19 protein-coding genes are annotated in these 18,925 nt (G+C 59.2%); 7 read left to right on the forward strand and 12 right to left on the reverse strand.

Annotation, left to right across the window (positions count from 1 at the left end):
* Positions 1-10: 10 nt before the first annotated feature.
* On the reverse strand, positions 11-610 hold the full coding sequence (locus Q0931_RS16210; RefSeq protein ID WP_299262031.1) for an HNH endonuclease: 600 nt from the start codon (positions 608-610) through the stop codon (positions 11-13).
* Between the two features lie 212 nt (positions 611-822).
* Between Q0931_RS16210 and Q0931_RS16215 the strand changes: the two genes are divergently transcribed.
* The 3 genes from Q0931_RS16215 (at position 823) to Q0931_RS16225 (ending at position 2,382) form a co-directional block, all read left to right on the forward strand.
* Positions 823-1,350 (forward strand): helix-turn-helix transcriptional regulator, encoded by a 528-nt coding sequence (locus Q0931_RS16215; RefSeq protein WP_299262032.1) that lies wholly within the window; start codon positions 823-825, stop codon positions 1,348-1,350.
* A gap of 61 nt (positions 1,351-1,411) precedes the next feature.
* Positions 1,412-2,047 (forward strand): AzlC family ABC transporter permease, encoded by a 636-nt coding sequence (locus Q0931_RS16220; protein WP_366941631.1) that lies wholly within the window; start codon positions 1,412-1,414, stop codon positions 2,045-2,047.
* Complete coding sequence (locus Q0931_RS16225) at positions 2,044-2,382, forward strand: AzlD domain-containing protein (RefSeq protein ID WP_299262033.1); 339 nt, start codon at positions 2,044-2,046, stop codon at positions 2,380-2,382. The genes Q0931_RS16220 and Q0931_RS16225 overlap by 4 nt, the downstream gene beginning before the upstream one ends.
* Before the next feature lie 26 nt (positions 2,383-2,408).
* On the opposite strand, the gene Q0931_RS16230 is transcribed toward Q0931_RS16225, so the two are convergent.
* A complete protein-coding gene (locus tag Q0931_RS16230; protein WP_299262034.1) occupies positions 2,409-3,797 on the reverse strand; it encodes an L-serine ammonia-lyase in 1,389 nt (462 codons plus the stop codon).
* 180 nt (positions 3,798-3,977) lie between these two features.
* Between Q0931_RS16230 and Q0931_RS16235 the strand changes: the two genes are divergently transcribed.
* Complete coding sequence (locus Q0931_RS16235; RefSeq protein ID WP_299262035.1) at positions 3,978-4,892, forward strand: LysR substrate-binding domain-containing protein; 915 nt, start codon at positions 3,978-3,980, stop codon at positions 4,890-4,892.
* Between the two features lie 99 nt (positions 4,893-4,991).
* Here the strand turns inward: Q0931_RS16235 and rpoD are convergent, their stop codons facing one another.
* The 3 genes from rpoD to rpsU all read right to left on the reverse strand — a co-directional run bounded on the left by rpoD (position 4,992) and on the right by rpsU (position 9,381).
* On the reverse strand, positions 4,992-6,854 hold the full coding sequence (rpoD, locus tag Q0931_RS16240) for an RNA polymerase sigma factor RpoD (RefSeq protein WP_299262036.1): 1,863 nt from the start codon (positions 6,852-6,854) through the stop codon (positions 4,992-4,994).
* Between the two features lie 215 nt (positions 6,855-7,069).
* Positions 7,070-8,917 carry a DNA primase gene (dnaG, locus tag Q0931_RS16245; RefSeq protein ID WP_299262037.1) on the reverse strand — a complete coding sequence of 616 codons (1,848 nt, stop codon included), beginning with the start codon at positions 8,915-8,917 and terminating at the stop codon, positions 7,070-7,072.
* A gap of 248 nt (positions 8,918-9,165) precedes the next feature.
* Positions 9,166-9,381, reverse strand: a complete 216-nt coding sequence (gene rpsU / locus Q0931_RS16250; RefSeq protein ID WP_086622362.1) for a 30S ribosomal protein S21 — start codon at positions 9,379-9,381, stop codon at positions 9,166-9,168.
* 300 nt (positions 9,382-9,681) lie between these two features.
* Here rpsU and tsaD point away from each other — a divergent pair, with 300 nt between their 5' ends.
* From tsaD to folK, 3 genes are read left to right on the forward strand one after another with little or no spacing between them, the layout of a single operon-like run.
* Entirely contained in the window at positions 9,682-10,728 is a 1,047-nt protein-coding gene (gene tsaD / locus Q0931_RS16255; RefSeq protein WP_299262038.1) for a tRNA (adenosine(37)-N6)-threonylcarbamoyltransferase complex transferase subunit TsaD, read from the forward strand.
* A 23-nt stretch (positions 10,729-10,751) separates the two neighbouring features.
* Entirely contained in the window at positions 10,752-11,111 is a 360-nt protein-coding gene (folB, locus tag Q0931_RS16260; RefSeq protein WP_299262039.1) for a dihydroneopterin aldolase, read from the forward strand.
* A gap of 1 nt (position 11,112) precedes the next feature.
* Positions 11,113-11,670: a 2-amino-4-hydroxy-6-hydroxymethyldihydropteridine diphosphokinase gene (folK, locus tag Q0931_RS16265; RefSeq protein WP_299262040.1), complete on the forward strand. Its 558-nt coding sequence runs from the start codon at positions 11,113-11,115 to the stop codon at positions 11,668-11,670.
* On the opposite strand, the gene Q0931_RS16270 is transcribed toward folK, so the two are convergent.
* The 7 genes from Q0931_RS16270 to lptD all read right to left on the reverse strand — a co-directional run bounded on the left by Q0931_RS16270 (position 11,642) and on the right by lptD (position 18,846).
* Positions 11,642-12,754, reverse strand: coding sequence for a polynucleotide adenylyltransferase (locus Q0931_RS16270; protein ID WP_366941632.1), 1,113 nt, complete (start codon positions 12,752-12,754; stop codon positions 11,642-11,644). The two genes, folK and Q0931_RS16270, sit on opposite strands and share 29 nt — an antisense overlap.
* Positions 12,751-13,092 (reverse strand): thiosulfate sulfurtransferase GlpE, encoded by a 342-nt coding sequence (gene glpE / locus Q0931_RS16275; protein WP_299262041.1) that lies wholly within the window; start codon positions 13,090-13,092, stop codon positions 12,751-12,753. The genes Q0931_RS16270 and glpE overlap by 4 nt, the downstream gene beginning before the upstream one ends.
* Positions 13,093-13,132: 40 nt before the next feature.
* Positions 13,133-13,951 (reverse strand): symmetrical bis(5'-nucleosyl)-tetraphosphatase, encoded by an 819-nt coding sequence (locus tag Q0931_RS16280; protein ID WP_299262042.1) that lies wholly within the window; start codon positions 13,949-13,951, stop codon positions 13,133-13,135.
* An 84-nt stretch (positions 13,952-14,035) separates the two neighbouring features.
* Positions 14,036-14,419, reverse strand: coding sequence for a Co2+/Mg2+ efflux protein ApaG (apaG, locus tag Q0931_RS16285; protein ID WP_299262043.1), 384 nt, complete (start codon positions 14,417-14,419; stop codon positions 14,036-14,038).
* Positions 14,416-15,219 carry a 16S rRNA (adenine(1518)-N(6)/adenine(1519)-N(6))-dimethyltransferase RsmA gene (gene rsmA / locus Q0931_RS16290; protein WP_299262044.1) on the reverse strand — a complete coding sequence of 268 codons (804 nt, stop codon included), beginning with the start codon at positions 15,217-15,219 and terminating at the stop codon, positions 14,416-14,418. The genes apaG and rsmA overlap by 4 nt, the downstream gene beginning before the upstream one ends.
* Before the next feature lie 103 nt (positions 15,220-15,322).
* A complete protein-coding gene (locus Q0931_RS16295) occupies positions 15,323-16,312 on the reverse strand; it encodes a peptidylprolyl isomerase (RefSeq protein WP_299262045.1) in 990 nt (329 codons plus the stop codon).
* A gap of 101 nt (positions 16,313-16,413) precedes the next feature.
* Entirely contained in the window at positions 16,414-18,846 is a 2,433-nt protein-coding gene (lptD, locus tag Q0931_RS16300; RefSeq protein WP_299262046.1) for an LPS assembly protein LptD, read from the reverse strand.
* Positions 18,847-18,925 lie beyond the last annotated feature (79 nt).

Raw genomic sequence — 18,925 nt, forward strand, 5'->3', positions numbered from 1 at the left:
CGGAGACCCTTCAGGCTGCCAGCGCCTCCGTCAGATAGGCACGAAGCGGCGCATTTTTGAACTGACACTTTAAATACCAGAGCTGTCTGGCGGTCATGGTTTTCGGCCGGGTCATGTAAAGTACTTCGGCCATGGTAGGCACGAAGGGTTTCAACAACAGTGCCATACCCGCCTCCTCCGGAGTTCGATTACCCTTGAGGCTGTTACAGCGCTGACAGCAGGCAACCGCATTGAGCATCGAGAGCCGGCCACCGCGCGAACGCGGCAGGATATGATCGATCGTCAGGGCCTGACGCGTCACCGTGACCCCACAGTAGGCGCAGCACAGCCCTTCACGGTACTTGCACAGCACCCGATTGAAGCCGGTATGCTCAAATGCCAGCATGGCATTGACGGGCGGCGACACCCCAATCACTTCGGGAATATCGATAAAGGATTGTTGGCCGGTCAGCGAGCTGGTGCCGCCGTGCAATCGATAGGCGGCCTCGCCATCGGCCCACACCACGCCCCCTTCGCACGCACGCGACATCAACACTGCAGCCTCTTCAAGCGTTAACCAGTCGATTGGAATGCCGGAGGCATGAAGACGTAACACCATGGGTTGGCGCATAACACGAAACTCCCCACGAGTCGAGACGATAGCTACGATCCTACACCACTATGTCATTCCCGTGACAATCCCTGCATAAGTCTTTATTGACCCGACCGTTACCTTCTTTTTGGCATATGCCGGAACATGACCCGTTGACAGCAAACTGTTCCATACATAAAACGTTCTATATATGAAACGTTTCTTCTGTCAACAATGGAACAATGGATCTCATGGATGATGATGCCCTGCAACGACTGGGCCGGCGTATCACAGCGCTGCGCCAGCACAAAACGTGGTCACTGACCTTTCTGGCCGACAGGGCCGGCATTGCCAAATCGAGCCTGTCACGCCTTGAGCAGGGCAAGGGCAATCCGACACTCGACACCCTTTGGCGCCTGGCCCTGCAACTGGAAACCCCTTTCAGCGCCCTGATTGCCACTGCTCAGAGCAGCATCATCGAGGGGGATATCTCGGTGTCCCTGCTTGATCGCCATCGCGGTGTCCTGCCCGTGGATATCTACCTGATGACGCTTGCTCCCGATGCCGTGCGCTACACTGGCGCTCACGTCGCGGGAACACGGGAAACCCTTCAGATCATCACGGGCCGACTGCAGGCCGGCCCCGACCAGGCACTCGTTATTCTGGAAACCGAAGAAATACATCAGTTTGCGGCAGGGCAGCCCCATACCTACCGCGCAGGCCCCCAGGGCGCCACAGTGCTCGTCACCATCTTTTATCCGCAGGGAGAGGTGGCATGAATGCGAAGGCATGGCGAATGGGTGCGCGTGAGGCCCTGCGCTGCTCAGTGGCTATCTGCCGGTGGCGCTCTCCTTTGGACTGATCGCCACTCAGGCCGGCTTCAGCCCACTGGAGGCTGCGGCGCTATCGCTTTTCATTTACGCCGGCGCCTCGCAGTTTCTGTTTGTGGGCATGATTGCCGGGGGCGCGCCGCTATGGCTGACGGTCGTCATGACGCTTTTGATCAATGCACGCCACCTTGTCTATTCCATCACGCTGGCGCCCTGGGTATCAGAGAGTCGCCGATGGCCATGGCTGATGCATGGACTGACAGACCAGGTGTTTGCGCTGGCACACTATCGCCTGCCACTGCTGAGTGAACAGGATCGCATGAGCTGGTTTTCCAGCACCGCCATTGTGGCCTGGAGTGGCTGGGCTGGCGGCACCCTGCTGGGCAGCCTTGTGGGTCAGCAGTTGATCGGGCAGTGGCCGCTGTTGGCCAGTGCCATGACCTTCGCCCTGCCGGCGCTGTTTCTGGTGCTGCTGGCACCACGCTGCACTTCCCTGCGATGGATGATGGCCTTGCTGGTCAGCGCTTTTGCGGCCCTGATGCTGGCGCTCAATCACATGGCCAATGTCGCCATTCCGCTGGCAGCAGCGCTCGGCGCCCTGTGTTTTTATCTGTTGCCGGAAAGTACCGCGAGGACAAGCTCATGAACAGTGCCATCTGGTGGACCGCTGCAGCGACAGCGGTGGGCACGCTGCTGATTCGAATGCTGCCACTGTACTGGATGCAGCGACGGATGAGCTGCGCGTCCGATATTGAAAGGGAGAGGCCCCTGCCGACGTGGCCCGGGGTGCTGGCACCGCTGATGATTGCAGCGCTTCTGGGGCTATCGCTGGTGCCTCAGCCGACCAGTGCCCTGGGCTGGAGCAGCACGGCCGCCGGGAGCCTTGCCACACTGTGCCTGTGGTACAAAACGCGCACGCTCGGACTGCCAGTGGCGGCCGGGGTGGCCGCCTATACACTGGTGCTTTTAATCGGGTCATGAGGATATTCACATGACCCGATCAGGGCTCAACACTCGATGGCGTTGACAGCCAGACCGTAGTTGACGGCCAGTCCGCCCAGCGAGGTCTCCTTGTACTTGCTCTGCATGTCCCGACCGGTATCGCGCATGGTGCGAATGGCGTGATCCAGCGAAATAAAGTGGGTGCCATCACCGTTGAGGGCAAACTGCGCCGCGTTGATCGCCTTGACCGACGCAATGGCATTACGCTCGATGCACGGCACCTGAACCAGACCACCGACCGGGTCACAGGTCAGGCCCAGATTATGCTCAAGGCCGATCTCGGCGGCATTCTCTACCTGTTCGGGCGTCCCGCCCATGACCTGGCACAGACCGGCAGCGGCCATGGCACACGCAGAGCCTACTTCCCCCTGGCACCCGACTTCGGCACCGGAGATCGAGGCGTTTTTCTTGCACAGGATACCGATGGCACCGGCCGTCAGCAGAAAGTCGACGACACCACGCTCACAGGCGCTTTCCTCGAACTTCATCCAGTAGCCCAGTACCGCCGGAATAATACCGGCGGCACCGTTGGTCGGCGCGGTCACCATGCGTCCGCCAGCGGCATTTTCTTCATTGACCGCCAGCGCAAACAGGTTGACCCAGTCCATGGCTGAAAAGGTGGTCGCGATCAGGTTTTTCTCGGCACGTTCAAGACGCGACAGCAGCGAGGCAGCGCGACGCTTCACGTTCAACCCGCCCGGCAGTACGCCATTCTGCTCAAGCCCCTTGGCAATACAGGCCTGCATCGCCTGCCAGATACCGAAGAGCTCCTGACGCACTTCTTCTTCACTGCGCCAGACCCGCTCGTTGGCCATCATGATCTGAGCGATGCTCATGTTCTCGCGCTTGCAGATCGCCAGCAGCGCATCGGCGCTGTCAAATTCATACGGCAACGTGACGCCGGGCTCGGCATCACTGTTCTCTTCATCGGCACCATTGATGACAAAACCGCCGCCGACCGAATACCAGGTCTGGGTAATGTTGCTGCCATCCCTGAGCGTGGCGACCAGCGTCATGGCGTTGGGGTGGCGCGGCAGCGGCTCATTGGACCAGTAGAAATCCCGCTCCCACAGAAAGGGAACGCTGACTCGCCCGCCCAGGCGCAGCACCTGTGACTCCAGCAGCTCATCGATGGCAGGCGCGATAATGTCCGGGTCGATCGAAGCCGGCAGCTCGCCCATCAATCCCATGATGACAGCGCGGTCGGTGCCGTGCCCGACACCGGTGGCCGACAGCGATCCATGAAGATGAATCTCGATACCGGTCACGCGCGAGGTGGCCTGCCGCTCATCCAGCGCATCCAGAAATAATCTGGCCGCACGCATGGGGCCGACCGTGTGCGAGCTTGATGGACCAATGCCGATATTGAACAATTCGAAGACGCTGATAGGCATGCTGTCACCCCATAATCGGTGTAAGGAGCACTAAACCGTTATTGAATTTGTGCGCGATAGGGCCAGAATGTATTGCCCTGGAGCGCCTTTCAAAGCATAAATAGGCGACCAGGGTTTAGTTTTACTAAACCATCGCACCTATTGCCCTGATACTGGGCCATTGCTGATGACGAGTCTTTCATGCCTTCAGCCACGACCTCCATGCATGCCGGTCTTCATGTCTTCGCCTGCGCAGCACGCCACCTTTCCTTTACCCGGGCAGCAGGTGAACTCAATGTGACCACCGGCGCTGTCAGTCAGCAGATTCGCCTGCTCGAGGAGAGACTCGGGTTTCGGCTCTTTCACCGCCACCCCCGAAGACTGTCGCTGACGGCCGAGGGCGAGCGGCTGGCCGACGCCGTATTGAGTGCGCACGGTCGTATCGACCAGGAGCTCAAACGCCTGTCTCGCGGCCTGATGAGTGGAGAACTGGTACTGCGCTGTGTGCCGTCCTTTTTGACCCGCTGGCTGATGCCGCGCCTGCCACGGCTGCAGGCACAGCTGCCGGCGCTGGATATCTATCTGCACGCTGAAGACAGCGACCGCGCTCTGACCGAGGAGAATTTCGATCTGGCCATCGATCTTGGCAATGACCACTATCCGGGCATGGCCTCCACACTATTAATGGAAGAGATTATTTTTCCGGTCTGCGCACCGTCTCTTTTCAGCCACCGTCCGGCGCTGAATCACCCTGACAGACTTGCCCACTATCCACTGCTGCATGATGTCACCGCCTGGCGCGGCAGCAGCCCGCATGGCGAATGGCATCACTACCTTGAGGCCATTGGCGCCGACCCTGTCGGCATCCAGCGGGGCTACAGCTTCAATCGACATGACCTCACCATGGAGGCGGCGCGCGCCGGCATGGGCATCGCCATCGCGCGCCAGACGCTATTGCGTGATGAACTCAGCAGCGGCGAGCTGATTGCTCCCCTGCCGCAGCGGGTCAATACGGGTCGCCACTACGCCATTGTGCATGCCTTTGGTGCGCTGGATGATCCCCGCATTCGCGCCGTTCATGACTGGATTTGCGCCGAGGCCAGACGCACCCCCTGATGCAGGCGAGCCATACCGAACCACGCACACAAAAAACGCCTGCTCCCTTTCAGGAGCAGGCGTTGAGCGTCAAGGCGATCGCTTTCTTGTCGATACCGCTTATTCGTCGATAAAGGAGCGCAGCGACTCGGAGCGTGACGGATGACGCAGCTTGCGCAGCGCCTTGGCCTCGATCTGCCGGATACGCTCGCGGGTCACATCGAACTGCTTGCCCACTTCTTCCAGCGTATGATCGGTATTCATGTCGATGCCAAAGCGCATCCGCAGTACCTTCGCTTCGCGCGCAGTGAGACCGCCCAGCACGTTGCGCGTGGCCTCGATCAGCCCTTCACCGGTGGCCGAATCGATCGGGGACACCATGGTGGAGTCCTCAATGAAATCACCAAGATGGGAGTCGTCATCATCACCGATGGGTGTTTCCATCGAGATCGGTTCCTTGGCAATCTTGAGCACCTTGCGCACCTTGTCTTCCGGCATCTCAAGGCGCTCACCCAGCTCCTCCGGCGTAGGCTCGCGCCCCATCTCCTGAAGCATCTGACGCGACACGCGGTTGAGCTTGTTGATCGTTTCGATCATGTGTACCGGAATACGGATGGTACGGGCCTGGTCGGCAATCGAGCGTGTGATCGCCTGACGAATCCACCAGGTCGCATAGGTCGAGAACTTGTAGCCGCGACGATATTCGAACTTGTCGACCGCCTTCATCAGACCAATGTTGCCTTCCTGGATCAGGTCCAGGAACTGCAGACCACGGTTGGTGTACTTCTTGGCAATCGAGATCACCAGACGAAGGTTGGCTTCTACCATTTCCTTCTTGGCACGGCGCGCCTTGGCTTCACCAATCGAGAGCCGACGGTTGATATCCTTGAGCTCGGATACCGGCAACAGGGCCAGTTCCTCTTCAAAGGCAATCTTGCGCTGAGCGCGTTCAATGTCAGAACGCAGCGGCTCGATGTTGCTGGCGTGCTTGCTGTTGCGCGCCATGAAATCATCGATCCAGGTAGTATCCGACTCACGCCCCGGAAAGGAAGTGATGAACGCCTTGCGAGGTACCTTGCCGCGCTTGACGCACAGCTGCATGATGGTCTTTTCCTGCTCGCGGATCTGACCAACACTCAGGCGCAGCTGACCAACGAGCCGCTCGAAGTGGCGCGGTACCAGCTTGATCGGCGAGAAAAGCTCAGCCAGACGTGCCTGTTCGCTGCGCGCCTGTGGAGAAGACAGGCCATGCGCTTCGATCGCTGCCTTGGTCTGCTCGTTCTGCTCGCGGATCTGCTCGAAACGAACGCGCGCCAGCTCGGGATCCGGACCGCCTTCAGAAGCAGTATCGTCTTCCTCGTCGCCGTCTTCCTCGTCACTGTCATCATCACTGTCGCTGTCGTCGGAATCATCGGCGACAACCTCGGGAACCGGCTCTTCGACTTCCGCCACACCCGGAACCCCTTCATCGGGATCGATGAAACCGGAGAAGAGATCCGATAGACGGCCCGGCGCCTCTTCATCCTGAGTGGCGTCGTAGGCCTGCAGGATGGAGTCAACCGAGCCCGGCAGACTGGACAGCGCCGACATGACCTCACGGGTACCCTCTTCAATACGCTTGGCGATTTCGATTTCGCCTTCGCGCGTCAGAAGCTCAACGGTACCCATTTCACGCATGTACATACGAACCGGATCAGTGGTGCGACCAACGTCACTTTCAACGGCCGCCAGCGCTGCGACAGCTTCTTCGGCGGCAGATTCGTCAGCAGACTGATCCGACATCATCAGCGTGTCTTCATCGGGTGCTTCTTCAACGACATTAATGCCCATGTCGTTGATCATGCCGATGATGTCTTCTACCTGATCGGGATCTGCAATATCCTCAGGCAGATGGTCGTTGACCTCGGCGTAGGTAAGAAACCCCTGTTCCTTGCCTCGCGCGATCAACTCCTTCAGACGTGACTGCGGTGTATTTCCAGCCATAGAAACCTATCTCGAAGAAGAGTGAAGCGCCTGGATCATGCCGAAAGGCATACCAGGCAATCCAGTATAGACCAGCAGGGAGCCGACAGCAGAAGGCTGACGCTTCTCACCAATCCTGTGTATTGATGCGGACGTCAAAAGCCATGCGACGCCTATCGCTATATCCCTACTAAATAAGGGGGATAAACGCTTGTTTCAACCCCATGGCAGGGCTTTCAGCGCTTGATCTCGCAGATCAGCTGCCAGAGTCGACCCGCCTCCTCGCGGGTAAGCTTTTCACCATTTCGTTCCCGGGCCTGCAGCGCTTCAAGCTCACGCTCCGGACTCAAGCGCTGGCGCTGCTGCTCAAAATGCGCCACGAGCACTTCCATTTCCCGCTGACGCAGCGCCGCCGGGATCAACGGCTCGCGCTGCAAAAGCGCCAGCAGTCGGCTGCCATGGCTGCTACCGTGAAAATGCGCCAGCAACACCTGTGATGAGCGATAACCTCCAGCGCGCACCAGCCTGACAACGTCCAGCAGAAGCTGACCGTCCTCATCGTCGGGGCACCACGCCTCGCCTTCCGGCAACGACTCGACCAGGACCGGGGAATGCACAATCAGATGCAGGATTCGACCGCTCGAGCTCAGGGTGGTAGCGCCCTTTTGACGAGGTGGCGATCCTTTTCCTGCCGGCGGCTCCTGATACCCGGACGTCTGAGTGCGCGTCTGATGCTGTGATGCCTGTGACGCGCCAGACCCGGATCCGGCACTACCTTCGGACAGCTCTTCCAGCGTGCTGCGCTCAAGCCCCGTACGCTCGCTGAGCTCACGCATCAAAAGGGATCTCAACAGGCCCTGAGGCAGCTTCCCGATGCCTTCGAGCACGGCACTGGCAAAACGTTCACGATCCTCGATACGGCGCAGATCACGCCCTTCGCCGGCATGATCAAAAAGATATTCCGTCAGCGAGCCGGCCCGCACGATGCGCTGTTCAAAGGCCTCACCGCCCTCCTGGCGAATCAACGAATCGGGATCTTCTCCCTCCGGCAAAAACAGGAACCGGGCCTGACGCCCGTCAATCATCAACGGCAGCACGGTATTCAACGCGCGATGGGCCGCCTGTCGCCCGGCAGCGTCACCGTCAAAACAGAACACCACTTCGTCGACCAGGCGAAACAGACGCCGAAGGTGCTCATCGGTGGTGGCCGTGCCAAGCGTTGCTACAGCGTAGTCGACCCCGTGCTGCGCAAGGGCCACCACGTCCATGTAGCCTTCAACAATCAGCATGCGCTCGGGGCGCTTTGACTGCACTCGAGCCTCGTAGAGACCGTAAAGCTCTCGCCCCTTGTGAAATACCGGAGACTCGGGCGAGTTGAGGTACTTGGGCTTTTCATCTCCCAGCACCCGGCCGCCAAAGCCGATGGTACGCCCTTTCCAGTCACGGATAGGAAAAACGACCCGGTCACGAAAGCGGTCCCAGCTACGCCCGGCCTCTTCCTTTCTGACCAGCAGGCCATATTCGACCTGAACATTTTCATCCACGCCCTTCTCTATCAGATGGCGCTTGAGCGTATCCCAGCCGGCAGGCGCATACCCGATGGCATAGCGACTGACGATTTCCTCACTCAGGCCGCGGCGCGACAGGTACTCATGCGCCTGATGCGCCGCAGGTGACGCCAGCTGCTGCTGATAAAACCGCGTCCCCAGCTCCAGTAGATTGACGGCTTCTTCCTGGCGTTTTGCCTGCACCCGTGCCTGCTGGCGCTGTTCGTCGCTTTCTCCTTCCCGGGGCACTTCCATGCCCGCGCGGCCTGCCAGCGCCTCGATCGCCTCCGGGAAGTTCAGGCGATCAAACTCCATGACAAAGCGCAGCGCATTACCGCTCGCACCGCATCCGAAGCAGTGGTAAAACTGCTTGTCGGCACTGACGGTAAAGGAAGGAGACTTTTCCTGATGAAACGGACAAAGCGCCGAGTGATTGCGCCCTGTCTTTTTAAGCTGTACACGAGAACCAATGAGGTCAACGATATCCGTTCGTGCCAGTAGATCGTCGATAAATCGTTGAGGAATTCTGCCGGCCATAATGTCCTGCACTACCTCAAGAGTCAGTGGTCACGCCTGCTCCAGCGCCGTCATCCCGATTAACCGGGATGCAGACTGCCGCAGGTGTGTCGTGTGGCATTATCCATGACGGCATCAGCACTCGTTACCCTATCGGCGGCGTCTGACGCATCATTACCTGTTAGAATGAACATCCATAAAAACGAACGGCCGCCATTGGCGGCCGTTCGGCATCCCGCTGAAGCGTTGGGCATACGCTCAGGTACGGATCAATACAACCGCTCGAAGCGCTTGCGTTCGCGCTGCAGCTTCTTGGCATGGCGCTTGACAGCTGCTGCTGCCTTGCGCTTGCGCTCGGCCGTGGGCTTTTCGTAGTTCTCACGACGACGGACTTCGGAAAGCACGCCGGCCTTTTCACAGGAGCGCTTGAAGCGACGCAGAGCAACGTCGAACGGTTCGTTGTCACGTACTTTGACGGAAGGCATTAAGCAATCACCACCTTAAGGAGATCAATGAGGTTTGAATGTGCTCAATGCCGTCGATGCGGCACTTAAACCGGTCATGACATGTTTATCACGATTCAGCGAAGGCGCCGCGATCAGCGGCCAGAAGCACAGCCCGGTATTACAGGGACACGCATTATAAACGTCGCGCCTTCAGTTTGCAAAGCGCCTGACGCGAGAAGTACAAACGGGTAAACTTGCCCACCTGCCGGCTGCAACGAACATGACCTGCAGAACGGCACCCGCCATTGAAAGACGCCCTTACCGAAATCAGGACACATCATGCGCGTACTGGGGATCGAAACCTCCTGCGATGAAACGGGGATCGCCCTGTTTGATAGTGAACACGGGCTGTTGGCCGACGCCCTGTTCAGTCAGATCGACATGCATGTCGAACACGGCGGTGTCGTACCCGAACTGGCCTCGCGCGACCACGTACGCCGCCTGCTCCCCCTTATTGATCAGGTGCTGGCCGAGGCAGGCCTTGAAGCCCGCGATGTTGATGCCATTGCCTACACGGCCGGCCCTGGCCTGGTAGGCGCCCTGATGGTGGGCGCCGCCACCGCTCACGGTCTGGCCTGGGCCTGGCAGGTACCCGTACTGGGTGTTCATCACATGGAAGGCCACCTGCTGGCCCCCATGCTGGAAGAAGAACGCCCTGGGTTTCCCTTTGTTGCCGCGCTGGTGTCCGGCGGGCATACACAGCTGGTGGCCGTGCATGCGCTGGGAGACTACGAACTGCTGGGTGAATCCGTGGACGATGCCGCCGGAGAAGCCTTTGACAAGGCAGCACGCATGCTCTCGCTGCCCTATCCCGGCGGTCCACATATCGCCCGACTGGCCGAGCAGGGCGACCCCACCCGTTTTCGCTTTCCAAGACCCATGACGGACCGTCCCGGCCTGAACTTCAGCTTCTCGGGCTTGAAGACCCATACGTTGACCACTATCAAGGCGCTTGAGGCCCGGGGAGCGCTGGATGATCAGACCCGCGCCGACGTGGCCCGCGCCTTTGAGGAAGCCGTCGCCGACACTCTGGTCATCAAGTGTCGGCGCGCGCTGGAGCAAACCGGGCTCAAGCGACTGGTCGTGGCAGGCGGCGTCAGCGCCAATCAACGTCTGCGTCTACGCCTTGATACGGCGCTTGAAAAACTGGGCGCACGCGCCTTTTATCCCAGAGGGCGTTTTTGTACCGACAATGGCGCCATGATTGCCTATGTTGGCGCTCAGCGCCTGATGGCCGGTGAGCGCGACGGGGAGGCCATGATCGCCACGCCGCGCTGGCCGCTTTCCGAACTGAGCCCGCCTGCCCCACGCCAGAATGCTACTTAATAAACCATGACAGGAGTAACGCCATGGACATGGTACTGATTGAAGAGCTGGCGCTGGAAGCCGTGATTGGCGTATATGCATGGGAAAAGCGCATCCATCAGCGTCTTTTGCTGACCCTGGAGCTGGGTTGTGACATCACAAAGGCCGCACGCGATGATGATCTGAAAGCGACGCTGGATTATGCCGCCATTAGTCAGCGCCTTCAGCAGTACTGCAGTGAGCATCAGTTCGAGCTGGTAGAAACCTTTGCCGAACGCATTGCGGCCCTGCTTCGAGAGGAGTTCGGCATTGCCTGGCTGCGTCTGACGCTGAAAAAGCCCGGTGCCGTGGCAGATGCCGCCTTTGTCGGCGTGCGTATCGAGCGCGGCGGGTACGGTCGCTGACATGGCGTTCGTACTGTTCAGCCTGGGCAGCAATGCCCAGCGTCATCGACGCATTGATGCCGCCCTTTCGGCCCTGCATGACGCCTTTGGTGAACTGCTGATATCACGGGTATTTGAAAGCCACCCGGTAGGCTTTGACAGTCCGTGCAACTTCTACAACCTGGTAGTGGGGGCATCATGCCCCTGGTCGGTGGCCCGTCTCAATCGATGGTGCAAGCAGGTCGAGCGCGACAATGGCCGCGACCACAGTGCCCCGAAGTTCAGCTCGCGAGCGCTGGATATTGATATTTTATGCATGGACAATCTGACCGGCTGCATTGACGGAGTGACCCTGCCCCGCGAAGAGATCACCTATAACGCCTTTGTCCTGCGTCCGCTGGCCGAAAGCTTTGGTAACTATCGCCACCCCGCCACCAACGAACGTTATCAGGATCTTTGGCAGGCCTTTGATGCCGACGCCCAAAGGCTCTGGCCGGTGGCCTTTGAGTGGCAGGGAAAGGAGATTTCAGCGCCGGAACCCATTGAGGCCGTCACGTTTGCGCCAGCGCGCATTCGATAGCGTTGCGTCGCGTCACATCGATCATGCGGCCCAGTTCTGCACCCTGATAGCCCTGCGCCATGAGTGACTGCGGCGAGACCTGTCTTGCCTGATCAATGGCCTGCTCAAGCGCGGCTATCGGCAATCCGAAGTCGCTGGTGGCCAGCATATCGAGTACTTCGTCCATGCGGGATGGCCGCCGCCAGGCATCCATCGCCTGCGCCCAGGCCAGCACCTGCTCGGCATCCGGGGAAGACGGCAACATTTCCCGGCTGCGCACGACCATCAGCGCCCGATCACGCCAATCTCCCGGCACACGGTAACGTTCACACAGTGCGGTCAGCGCGTCATGAGACAGGTCCGCCGTCAACAGCGCCCAACGCGCCATGGGCGCCTCGGTTGCCCTCATGCGCGCCAGCCCTGTTGCCAGCACATCATCAAGCACCGGCATGAGGACATTGAGCGCCCCGCACTGCTGCAGCAATTCGAAAAAGGCCGCCGGATCCTGCTCCCCCAGGGTTCGCTCAATTTCCTGCCAGACCCGCTCGGCCACCAGATGGCCCACTTCACCTTCTGCTACCATGGCCTTCATCAGGGCCATGGTGTCATCGGCGACCGTGAAGCCGCGCGGGCGAAAGCGTGCCAGAAAGCGAGCGGTGCGCAGGATGCGCAGCGGATCCTCGACAAAGGCCTGTGAGACATGCCGCAAAATGCCGGCACGACAATCCTCAAGGCCATGGAAGGGATCCACACGCTGCCCCGAACTGTCCTGCGCCATGGCATTAATGGTCAGGTCGCGCCGTATCAGATCTTCTTCAAGCGTCACCTCGGGCGCCGCATGCACCTCAAAACCGGTATAACCATGTCCGGATTTGCGCTCGGTCCGTGCCAGCGCATACTCCTCGTGGGTATGAGGATGCAGAAAGACCGGAAAATCACGCCCGACCGGGCGAAATCCACGCTTTCGCATCTCTTCACTGGTAGTACCCACGATCACCCAGTCGCGATCATCATGGGCAATGCCCAGCAGATCATCGCGTACGGCGCCGCCAACGCAGTAAACCTCAAGCCCCTGAAGCGCCTCGTCGAGCTCAAAACGGATCACTGCGGCCCTGCCTCCCCGTTACGCACCACCTGCTCGGGGTGGTGATGCTGCCAATGGGTAAAGCCACCGTCCAGACTGTACACCTTTTCAAAGCCCTGCCCGGCCAGCCACAGGGCCGCCTGCTGGCTGGAATGGCCGTGATAGCAGACCACCACCACCGTGCTGTCCTGCGGCGTGCGCTCGACAAAGTCGCCGACGCTCGTATTGTCCAGATGGTAACTACCCGGGATATGGCCCTGGCTGAAGCTCATGGGGTCACGGATATCCACCACCTCATGAGCAGCGCCGCTGTCCTGCCACTGGCTCAGGGTGTCGTGATCGAGATGACTAAAGGACATGAAGTCTCCTTTGAACCTGTGTGTGACGTCGCACCCGCCGTTATGTGCGCGCTTTGGCTGCCACCGTGACGACCTGATCGGTTTCAAGGTTCATCGCCATCAGGACACCGCCCCAGACACAGCCTCCATCAAGGGATCGAACGTTGGCCTGCGCCCCCGGTGCCCGGCCCTCAAGGGCGGCCCAGTGCCCGAAAATCAGGCGACTGGTATCGCCTCGTTCAAAGCAGAACCAGGGGCTGAAGCCTTCGGGTGCGCTATCCAGTCCTTCCTTGGCACTGAAGTCGAGCGTGCCATGCTCATCAATAAATCGCATGCGTGTAAACACGTTAATGATGGCACGCAGGCGATCATTGCCACGCAGCGCAGGCTCAAAGCGCGCCGGTTCATTACCGTACATGTGAGGCAGAAACTCGAGAAACTGGCGTGATGAGAGCATTTCCTCACCTTCCCGCGCATACTGCCGGGCACGCTCCAGCGACCATTGCGGCGGCAGACCGGCATGGGTCATGACACATTGATGTATCAGGGATTCGACCATCAGGGGCTGACGGCGCAGCCACTCCAGCAACGTCTCGCGATCGGGCGCTTCAAGGATGTCCATCAGGGTGTCCGAGGGCTTGAGGCGACCATGGCCAAAGGCCACTGCCAGAAGGTGAAGGTCATGGTTACCCAGCACGACGCTTGCATGCTCGCGCAGCTCATAAACGCGGCGAAGCGTTTCAAGCGACTGCGGCCCACGATTGACCAGATCACCGGTGATCCATAAATGGTCGCGTCCGGGCACAAAATCGATGGCTTCGAGCAACTCATCAAACTCATGGCAACAGCCATGTAAATCACCAATGACCCAGGTTGTCATCGTCTACTCCAGAACCATTGAATGAATAAGACACCGCCCCTTCCAGGACACTTTTTTTGATACATCAATGCGGGTTTTGAGACATCAATGAAGATGCAACGGGCAGGCCAGGCGAAAGGGGGCGATCGTCACATCAAACGTTTCCCCCAGTGCCGGCGCCATGAAGGTATAGCTGCCGTCCATCACACCGACCTGACTGTCGAGAATGGCGCGACTGGAGTAATTAAAGGGCAGCCCCGGCGCAATCATGGGCTGTCTGCCCACGACCCCTTCACCACGGACTTCACGCACCTCACCGCTGCCCAGGGAAATCCGCCAGTAGCGTGCCAGAAGCTGTATGGAATATTCCCACTGGTTGCGAATGGCGACCCGGTAGCCAAACACGAAGCGCTGCTGCGAAGGATCCGATTCCTGCGGCAGATAAAAGCTTTCAACCTCGACCACAATATCCCGGGCAGGCTCACTCATGACGCGTTCTCGGACAGATGATTGGCGATCGTCACGAACTCACCAACACTCAACGTCTCCGGGCGGCGCGCAGGGGCGATCTCAAGCGATTCCAGTGTTTCGGCGCTCAGGACATCACGCAGATTGTTGCGAAGCGTCTTGCGCCGCTGGGAAAAGGCACGACGTACCAGATTGGACAGCAGCTCTTCATCGTGCGCCACATGGGGCCGCACCTGCCAGGGCACGAGCCTTACAATGCTTGAATCCACCTTTGGCTGAGGCAAAAAAGCTTCAGGCGGCACATCAAAGAGTGACTCTACCTGGCAGTAATAGCGGGTCATGACCGATAAACGCCCCCACTGCCCTGTGCCGGGCTCTGCTGCCAGACGAGCCACGACTTCCTTTTGCAGCATGAAGTGCATATCGCGCACCGCATCGCCCGCACCCAATAAATGGAAAATCAACGGTGTGGAAATATTGTAGGGCAGATTGCCGACCACTCGCAGCGGCGAGCCCTCTCCGCGAAATTCCCTGAAATCAAATGTCAGCGCATCGCCTTCGATAATGTTGAAATCGGGATAGTTGAAAAACCGCGTGCGCAGTCCCGGAATCAGGTCCCGGTCAAGCTCGATGGCCTCAAGTGATCCATGCGCTGCCAGCAACTCCTCGGTCAGGGCACCCTGTCCGGGCCCGATTTCGACCAGTCGGTCACCCTTTTGTGGATGTATCGAGCGCACGATACGTTCGATGACACCGTGATCCTGGAGGAAATTTTGCCCAAAGCGCTTGCGAGCGCGCATGGGGGCCGGTTGTCGTGACATGAATGATCCTTGCATAAAAGATGACGGCCTGCATCAACGAAAGGCCGCGAGGGTCGCTCGCGGCCTGTCATCAGCACTGGCATCCGAAAGGAGGCAGGGCCTGTTACGGCGCAGTGTCGTCGCCCTGCTCCAGTCGATTATCAACGTAGGCCGAGGCACGAATCTCCTGCGTCCAGGCCTCCAGTTCCTCGTTGACCTTGCGTTGAAACAGCGTACGTCGAATCTGCTCTCGCTGCTGGTCGGCATTACCACCGCCGCGCTTGTCCAGAAGGGTAATCAGGTGATAACCGCTCGGGCTGCGGATGGGCTCGCTGACGTCGCCCACACTCAGGCGAGGCACGACATCATCGAAGATGCTGGGCATTTCGGCACCGGAACGCCAGCCCAGATCACCGCCATCCAGCGCCTGAGGGCCGTCGGACTGGGCCGCTGCAACTTCCTGGAACTTCGCCTGCCCCGAGGTAATGGACTGGCGCAGCTGCTCGGCCTTTTGACGGGCTGCCTCGGCCTGCTGAGGCGTAGGCGCCTGTGGCACGGCAATCAGAATGTGCGCCAGATGATACTGCACATTGGCGTTGCTGCCGGCCTGTTTTAGATACTGATCCACTTCGCGGTCGGAAATATTGACCTGGCTTGCCACACTGCGCTGCTGTACCTGAGTAATCAAAAGCTCGCGGCGAACCTGCTCCCTGACCTGGGCATAGCTCATGCCCTCCTGCTCGACTCGATCAACAAACTGCTCAAGCGTCATGTTGTTGCGCTGAGCAACGCCTCGCATGGCCTGATTGAGGTCACTGTCGCTGACGCTCAAATTGGCACGTTCGGCCATCTGCAGCTCGATCTGCTCGGTGATCATGCGCGAGAGGACCTGGTCGCGCAGCTCCTCCTGATCCGGCATGCCGATATTGCGCGACTGCATCTGCTGACGCACCTGGCTGACGCGCTGATCCAGATCGCTGGACATGATGGCTTCATCGTTGACCACGGCGACGACGCGATCCAGAGGCTGCACGGCAGCAGTCGCCAGCGGCGAAACGGAAAGACTCAGCGCAAGGCTCAGAGCGGCTAGCGTGTTTGCGTTGCGTGCCTTCATGACATCTCTCTTCTCATTCATAAAACCGACGTTACGTCAGTAGTGCAGCAAGGTCGTGCCTTCGCCACAGGTTATGGTCCAGTCACAAGCGATCGTGTGGCCTATCTGCCCACGCCGGTATAAGCGCCGAAGTCATCTTCCCGAACGCCAGGAATGGCCTCGGAGAAATAGCCATCACTACTACCCTGCCCGACACCACCAAGCCCCTTGAAGATGAAGGACAAAAAGAGACCGTGCTTGCGCTCGTCATCGTCAATACGGGCCGTATCGTCATCGTCGATATACTCGCGCCATGCGAGCTGAACACCGTAGCAGCAGTCGTTGAAGCGCACCCCTGCCAGCGTCTCGAGTGTCCGATTATTGGTCTGATCATACAGATAGCGACCGAGCAGTGAAATTGCCGGGGTCACACGATACGCCGCCGAAATATCATACTCTTCGCGGTTGTAGGTCAGGCGATCATCCTGATCCCCGAAAGGATCAAAATCCTGAACGGTCCAGCGATAGCCCAGATTGAGGATCAGATTATCCGTATCCTGATAGGTCAGATAGGAAGAGGTCTTCTCGGTGCGGTCGCGATGATCGTCGTAGAAAAAGGACTGGCGGGCCGACCAGCGATCGCTGATCTGCCAGTCAGCTTCAGCAACAATCGGGGAGCGATCACGAGTGTTGCGGTAAAAAAGATCACTTTGCTCATTGATAACGCGATCTTCAAAGCGTGCATCGACAACGCGGCGATCCTCGAAATAACGACTCTGTCCGACCGACAGGTTCAGTCGCTCACGACCGGTATCATCTTCAAGGAAGCGGGTACTTACCCCATAGGACACCTTGTTGGTATCCCCGATACGGTCAGAGCCACTGAACCGATAGGGTGACCACAGCTGTGAATAGGACAGCGGTTGCTCACGGCTATCAAACTGCGGCAGCTCGGACTGATCCCGATAAGGGGCGTAGGCATAGTACAGGCGTGGCTCCAGGGTCTGGCGCCAGTCACGTCCGAAAATGCTGGTATCGCGCTCGAATATCAGCCCCGAATCCACCGAGAGTACCGGCAGCACACGATTTGGCGAGTCATCAAAACCTGAAGTCTCATCGCGATCATGCCAGTCCAGATCATACTGGGTCGCCATAAGCTCGGCACGGGGCTCGAAAAATCCCCAGGAAGGCGCACGGCGGAAGCCGACAGCAGGCGCAACGTGAACGCGCGCGCCGGTGGCGGACTCCTGTGGAATCGGGATATCACTGTAATCGACGTCGCGCCAGAAGTAGGTAGCGCTGGAGTTGAACTCCTCATAAAGACCGCCGGCCTGATCCCAGCGCGCGCTGGCCAGCAGGGCCGGCAGCTCGTAGAACGGCTTGTCATCGTCGTCCAGTGGCTCATCAAGTTTCTGATAGCCACGGGCCCGCGCCTGCAGGTTCCAGGTGGTTCCCTGATAATTCAGTCGCGCCAGACGCTCGAGGTTATCGGTGTCCTGCTCCTCGAAGGTCTGTCCGAAATCGTCAAAATAGTCGCCATCACTGGCCGCACCATAGCGCAGATTATAGGTGGTTCGTGGCGAGAAACGCCCATCATGGGCATAGCGTACGAACCAGCGATCTTCGCCCTCAAAATCCTTGTCCTCTCCACCATCGTCGTGTCCGAGATAGTTGCCTTCCAGCGTGCCGACATCTTCATCGAAGAGATAGCGCAGCTGCCCACCAATGGCCTCGCCACGTCGCGAAATATAGCGTGGTGTGATCGTGGCATCGTAGTTGGGGGCCAGGTTCAAATAAAACGGTTGGGCGTAGTCAAATCCTGACTCACTACCCAGACTGACAGAGGGCCACAAAAAACCGGTCAGACGGCGATCATCGATCGGAAAGCGTACCCAGGGCCAGTAAAAGACCGGCACGTCTTCGATTTCCATACGCGCATGAGTTGCCGTACCGTACCCTCTTTGCTGATCCAGCGTGATGTCGCTGCTGACCAGTCTCCAGAGGCTGGACTGAGGCTCACAGGTGGTAAAGGAGGCGTCCTGCAGCCGGTAGCGGCCATCCTCGAGGCGCGATAGCTGGGCAGCATCACCGCGCAGGCGCTGCTGATGAGCCACATAGTGGGCCTGATCAATTTCGGCGGCATCGCTGTTGAGCGCCACCTGGCCCTTGTCGCCGCGCACCAGGAAACCGGGCTGACGATAGGATACGGGGCCCTGCAGCGACACGTTCGTGCGCGCCTCGTTGAGCGTGGCACGCTGTGCTTCCAGCTGCTGGTCCCCTCGGCGAAGGACAACCTCACCCTCCAGCAGGGTTTCACCGTTACTGCCGTATCCGGCATCGTCGGATTCGGTGCGCACCTGTGACGGGGTACTGCCGGCATCGAGACGATAGTCCGGCATGATATAGCGGCCCCGACACAGCGCATTGGCGGGGCGGTCATCCCCCCAGGCCTGCCAGTCAAGTTCGCTTGCAGGCAGTGGCTGGGGCGCCGCCTGAGCCATGGTCGAGAGAAGACCGGTCAGCGAGGCGGCGGTCCAGAAGATACGCTGGCCCATGATCCTTGTTCTTCCTTGCAATGAAGCGATGTGATTGCTTTTAAAAATCGGTATGGTACGCGGCATTGGACACCGCAGC

Origin of the sequence: uncultured Kushneria sp. (genome assembly GCF_947497025.1) — a bacterium.
GTDB lineage: Bacteria > Pseudomonadota > Gammaproteobacteria > Pseudomonadales > Halomonadaceae > Kushneria.

Coding starts and splice junctions, on each gene's coding strand:
- Q0931_RS16210 (WP_299262031.1), bottom strand. CDS start 610: ATGCGCCAACCCATGGTGTTACGTCTTCATGCCTCCGGCATTCCAATC.
- Q0931_RS16215 (WP_299262032.1), top strand. CDS start 823: ATGGATGATGATGCCCTGCAACGACTGGGCCGGCGTATCACAGCGCTG.
- Q0931_RS16225 (WP_299262033.1), top strand. CDS start 2,044: ATGAACAGTGCCATCTGGTGGACCGCTGCAGCGACAGCGGTGGGCACG.
- Q0931_RS16230 (WP_299262034.1), bottom strand. CDS start 3,797: ATGCCTATCAGCGTCTTCGAATTGTTCAATATCGGCATTGGTCCATCA.
- Q0931_RS16235 (WP_299262035.1), top strand. CDS start 3,978: ATGCCTTCAGCCACGACCTCCATGCATGCCGGTCTTCATGTCTTCGCC.
- rpoD (WP_299262036.1), bottom strand. CDS start 6,854: ATGGCTGGAAATACACCGCAGTCACGTCTGAAGGAGTTGATCGCGCGA.
- dnaG (WP_299262037.1), bottom strand. CDS start 8,917: ATGGCCGGCAGAATTCCTCAACGATTTATCGACGATCTACTGGCACGA.
- rpsU (WP_086622362.1), bottom strand. CDS start 9,381: ATGCCTTCCGTCAAAGTACGTGACAACGAACCGTTCGACGTTGCTCTG.
- tsaD (WP_299262038.1), top strand. CDS start 9,682: ATGCGCGTACTGGGGATCGAAACCTCCTGCGATGAAACGGGGATCGCC.
- folB (WP_299262039.1), top strand. CDS start 10,752: ATGGACATGGTACTGATTGAAGAGCTGGCGCTGGAAGCCGTGATTGGC.
- folK (WP_299262040.1), top strand. CDS start 11,113: ATGGCGTTCGTACTGTTCAGCCTGGGCAGCAATGCCCAGCGTCATCGA.
- glpE (WP_299262041.1), bottom strand. CDS start 13,092: ATGTCCTTTAGTCATCTCGATCACGACACCCTGAGCCAGTGGCAGGAC.
- Q0931_RS16280 (WP_299262042.1), bottom strand. CDS start 13,951: ATGACAACCTGGGTCATTGGTGATTTACATGGCTGTTGCCATGAGTTT.
- apaG (WP_299262043.1), bottom strand. CDS start 14,419: ATGAGTGAGCCTGCCCGGGATATTGTGGTCGAGGTTGAAAGCTTTTAT.
- rsmA (WP_299262044.1), bottom strand. CDS start 15,219: ATGTCACGACAACCGGCCCCCATGCGCGCTCGCAAGCGCTTTGGGCAA.
- Q0931_RS16295 (WP_299262045.1), bottom strand. CDS start 16,312: ATGAAGGCACGCAACGCAAACACGCTAGCCGCTCTGAGCCTTGCGCTG.
- lptD (WP_299262046.1), bottom strand. CDS start 18,846: ATGGGCCAGCGTATCTTCTGGACCGCCGCCTCGCTGACCGGTCTTCTC.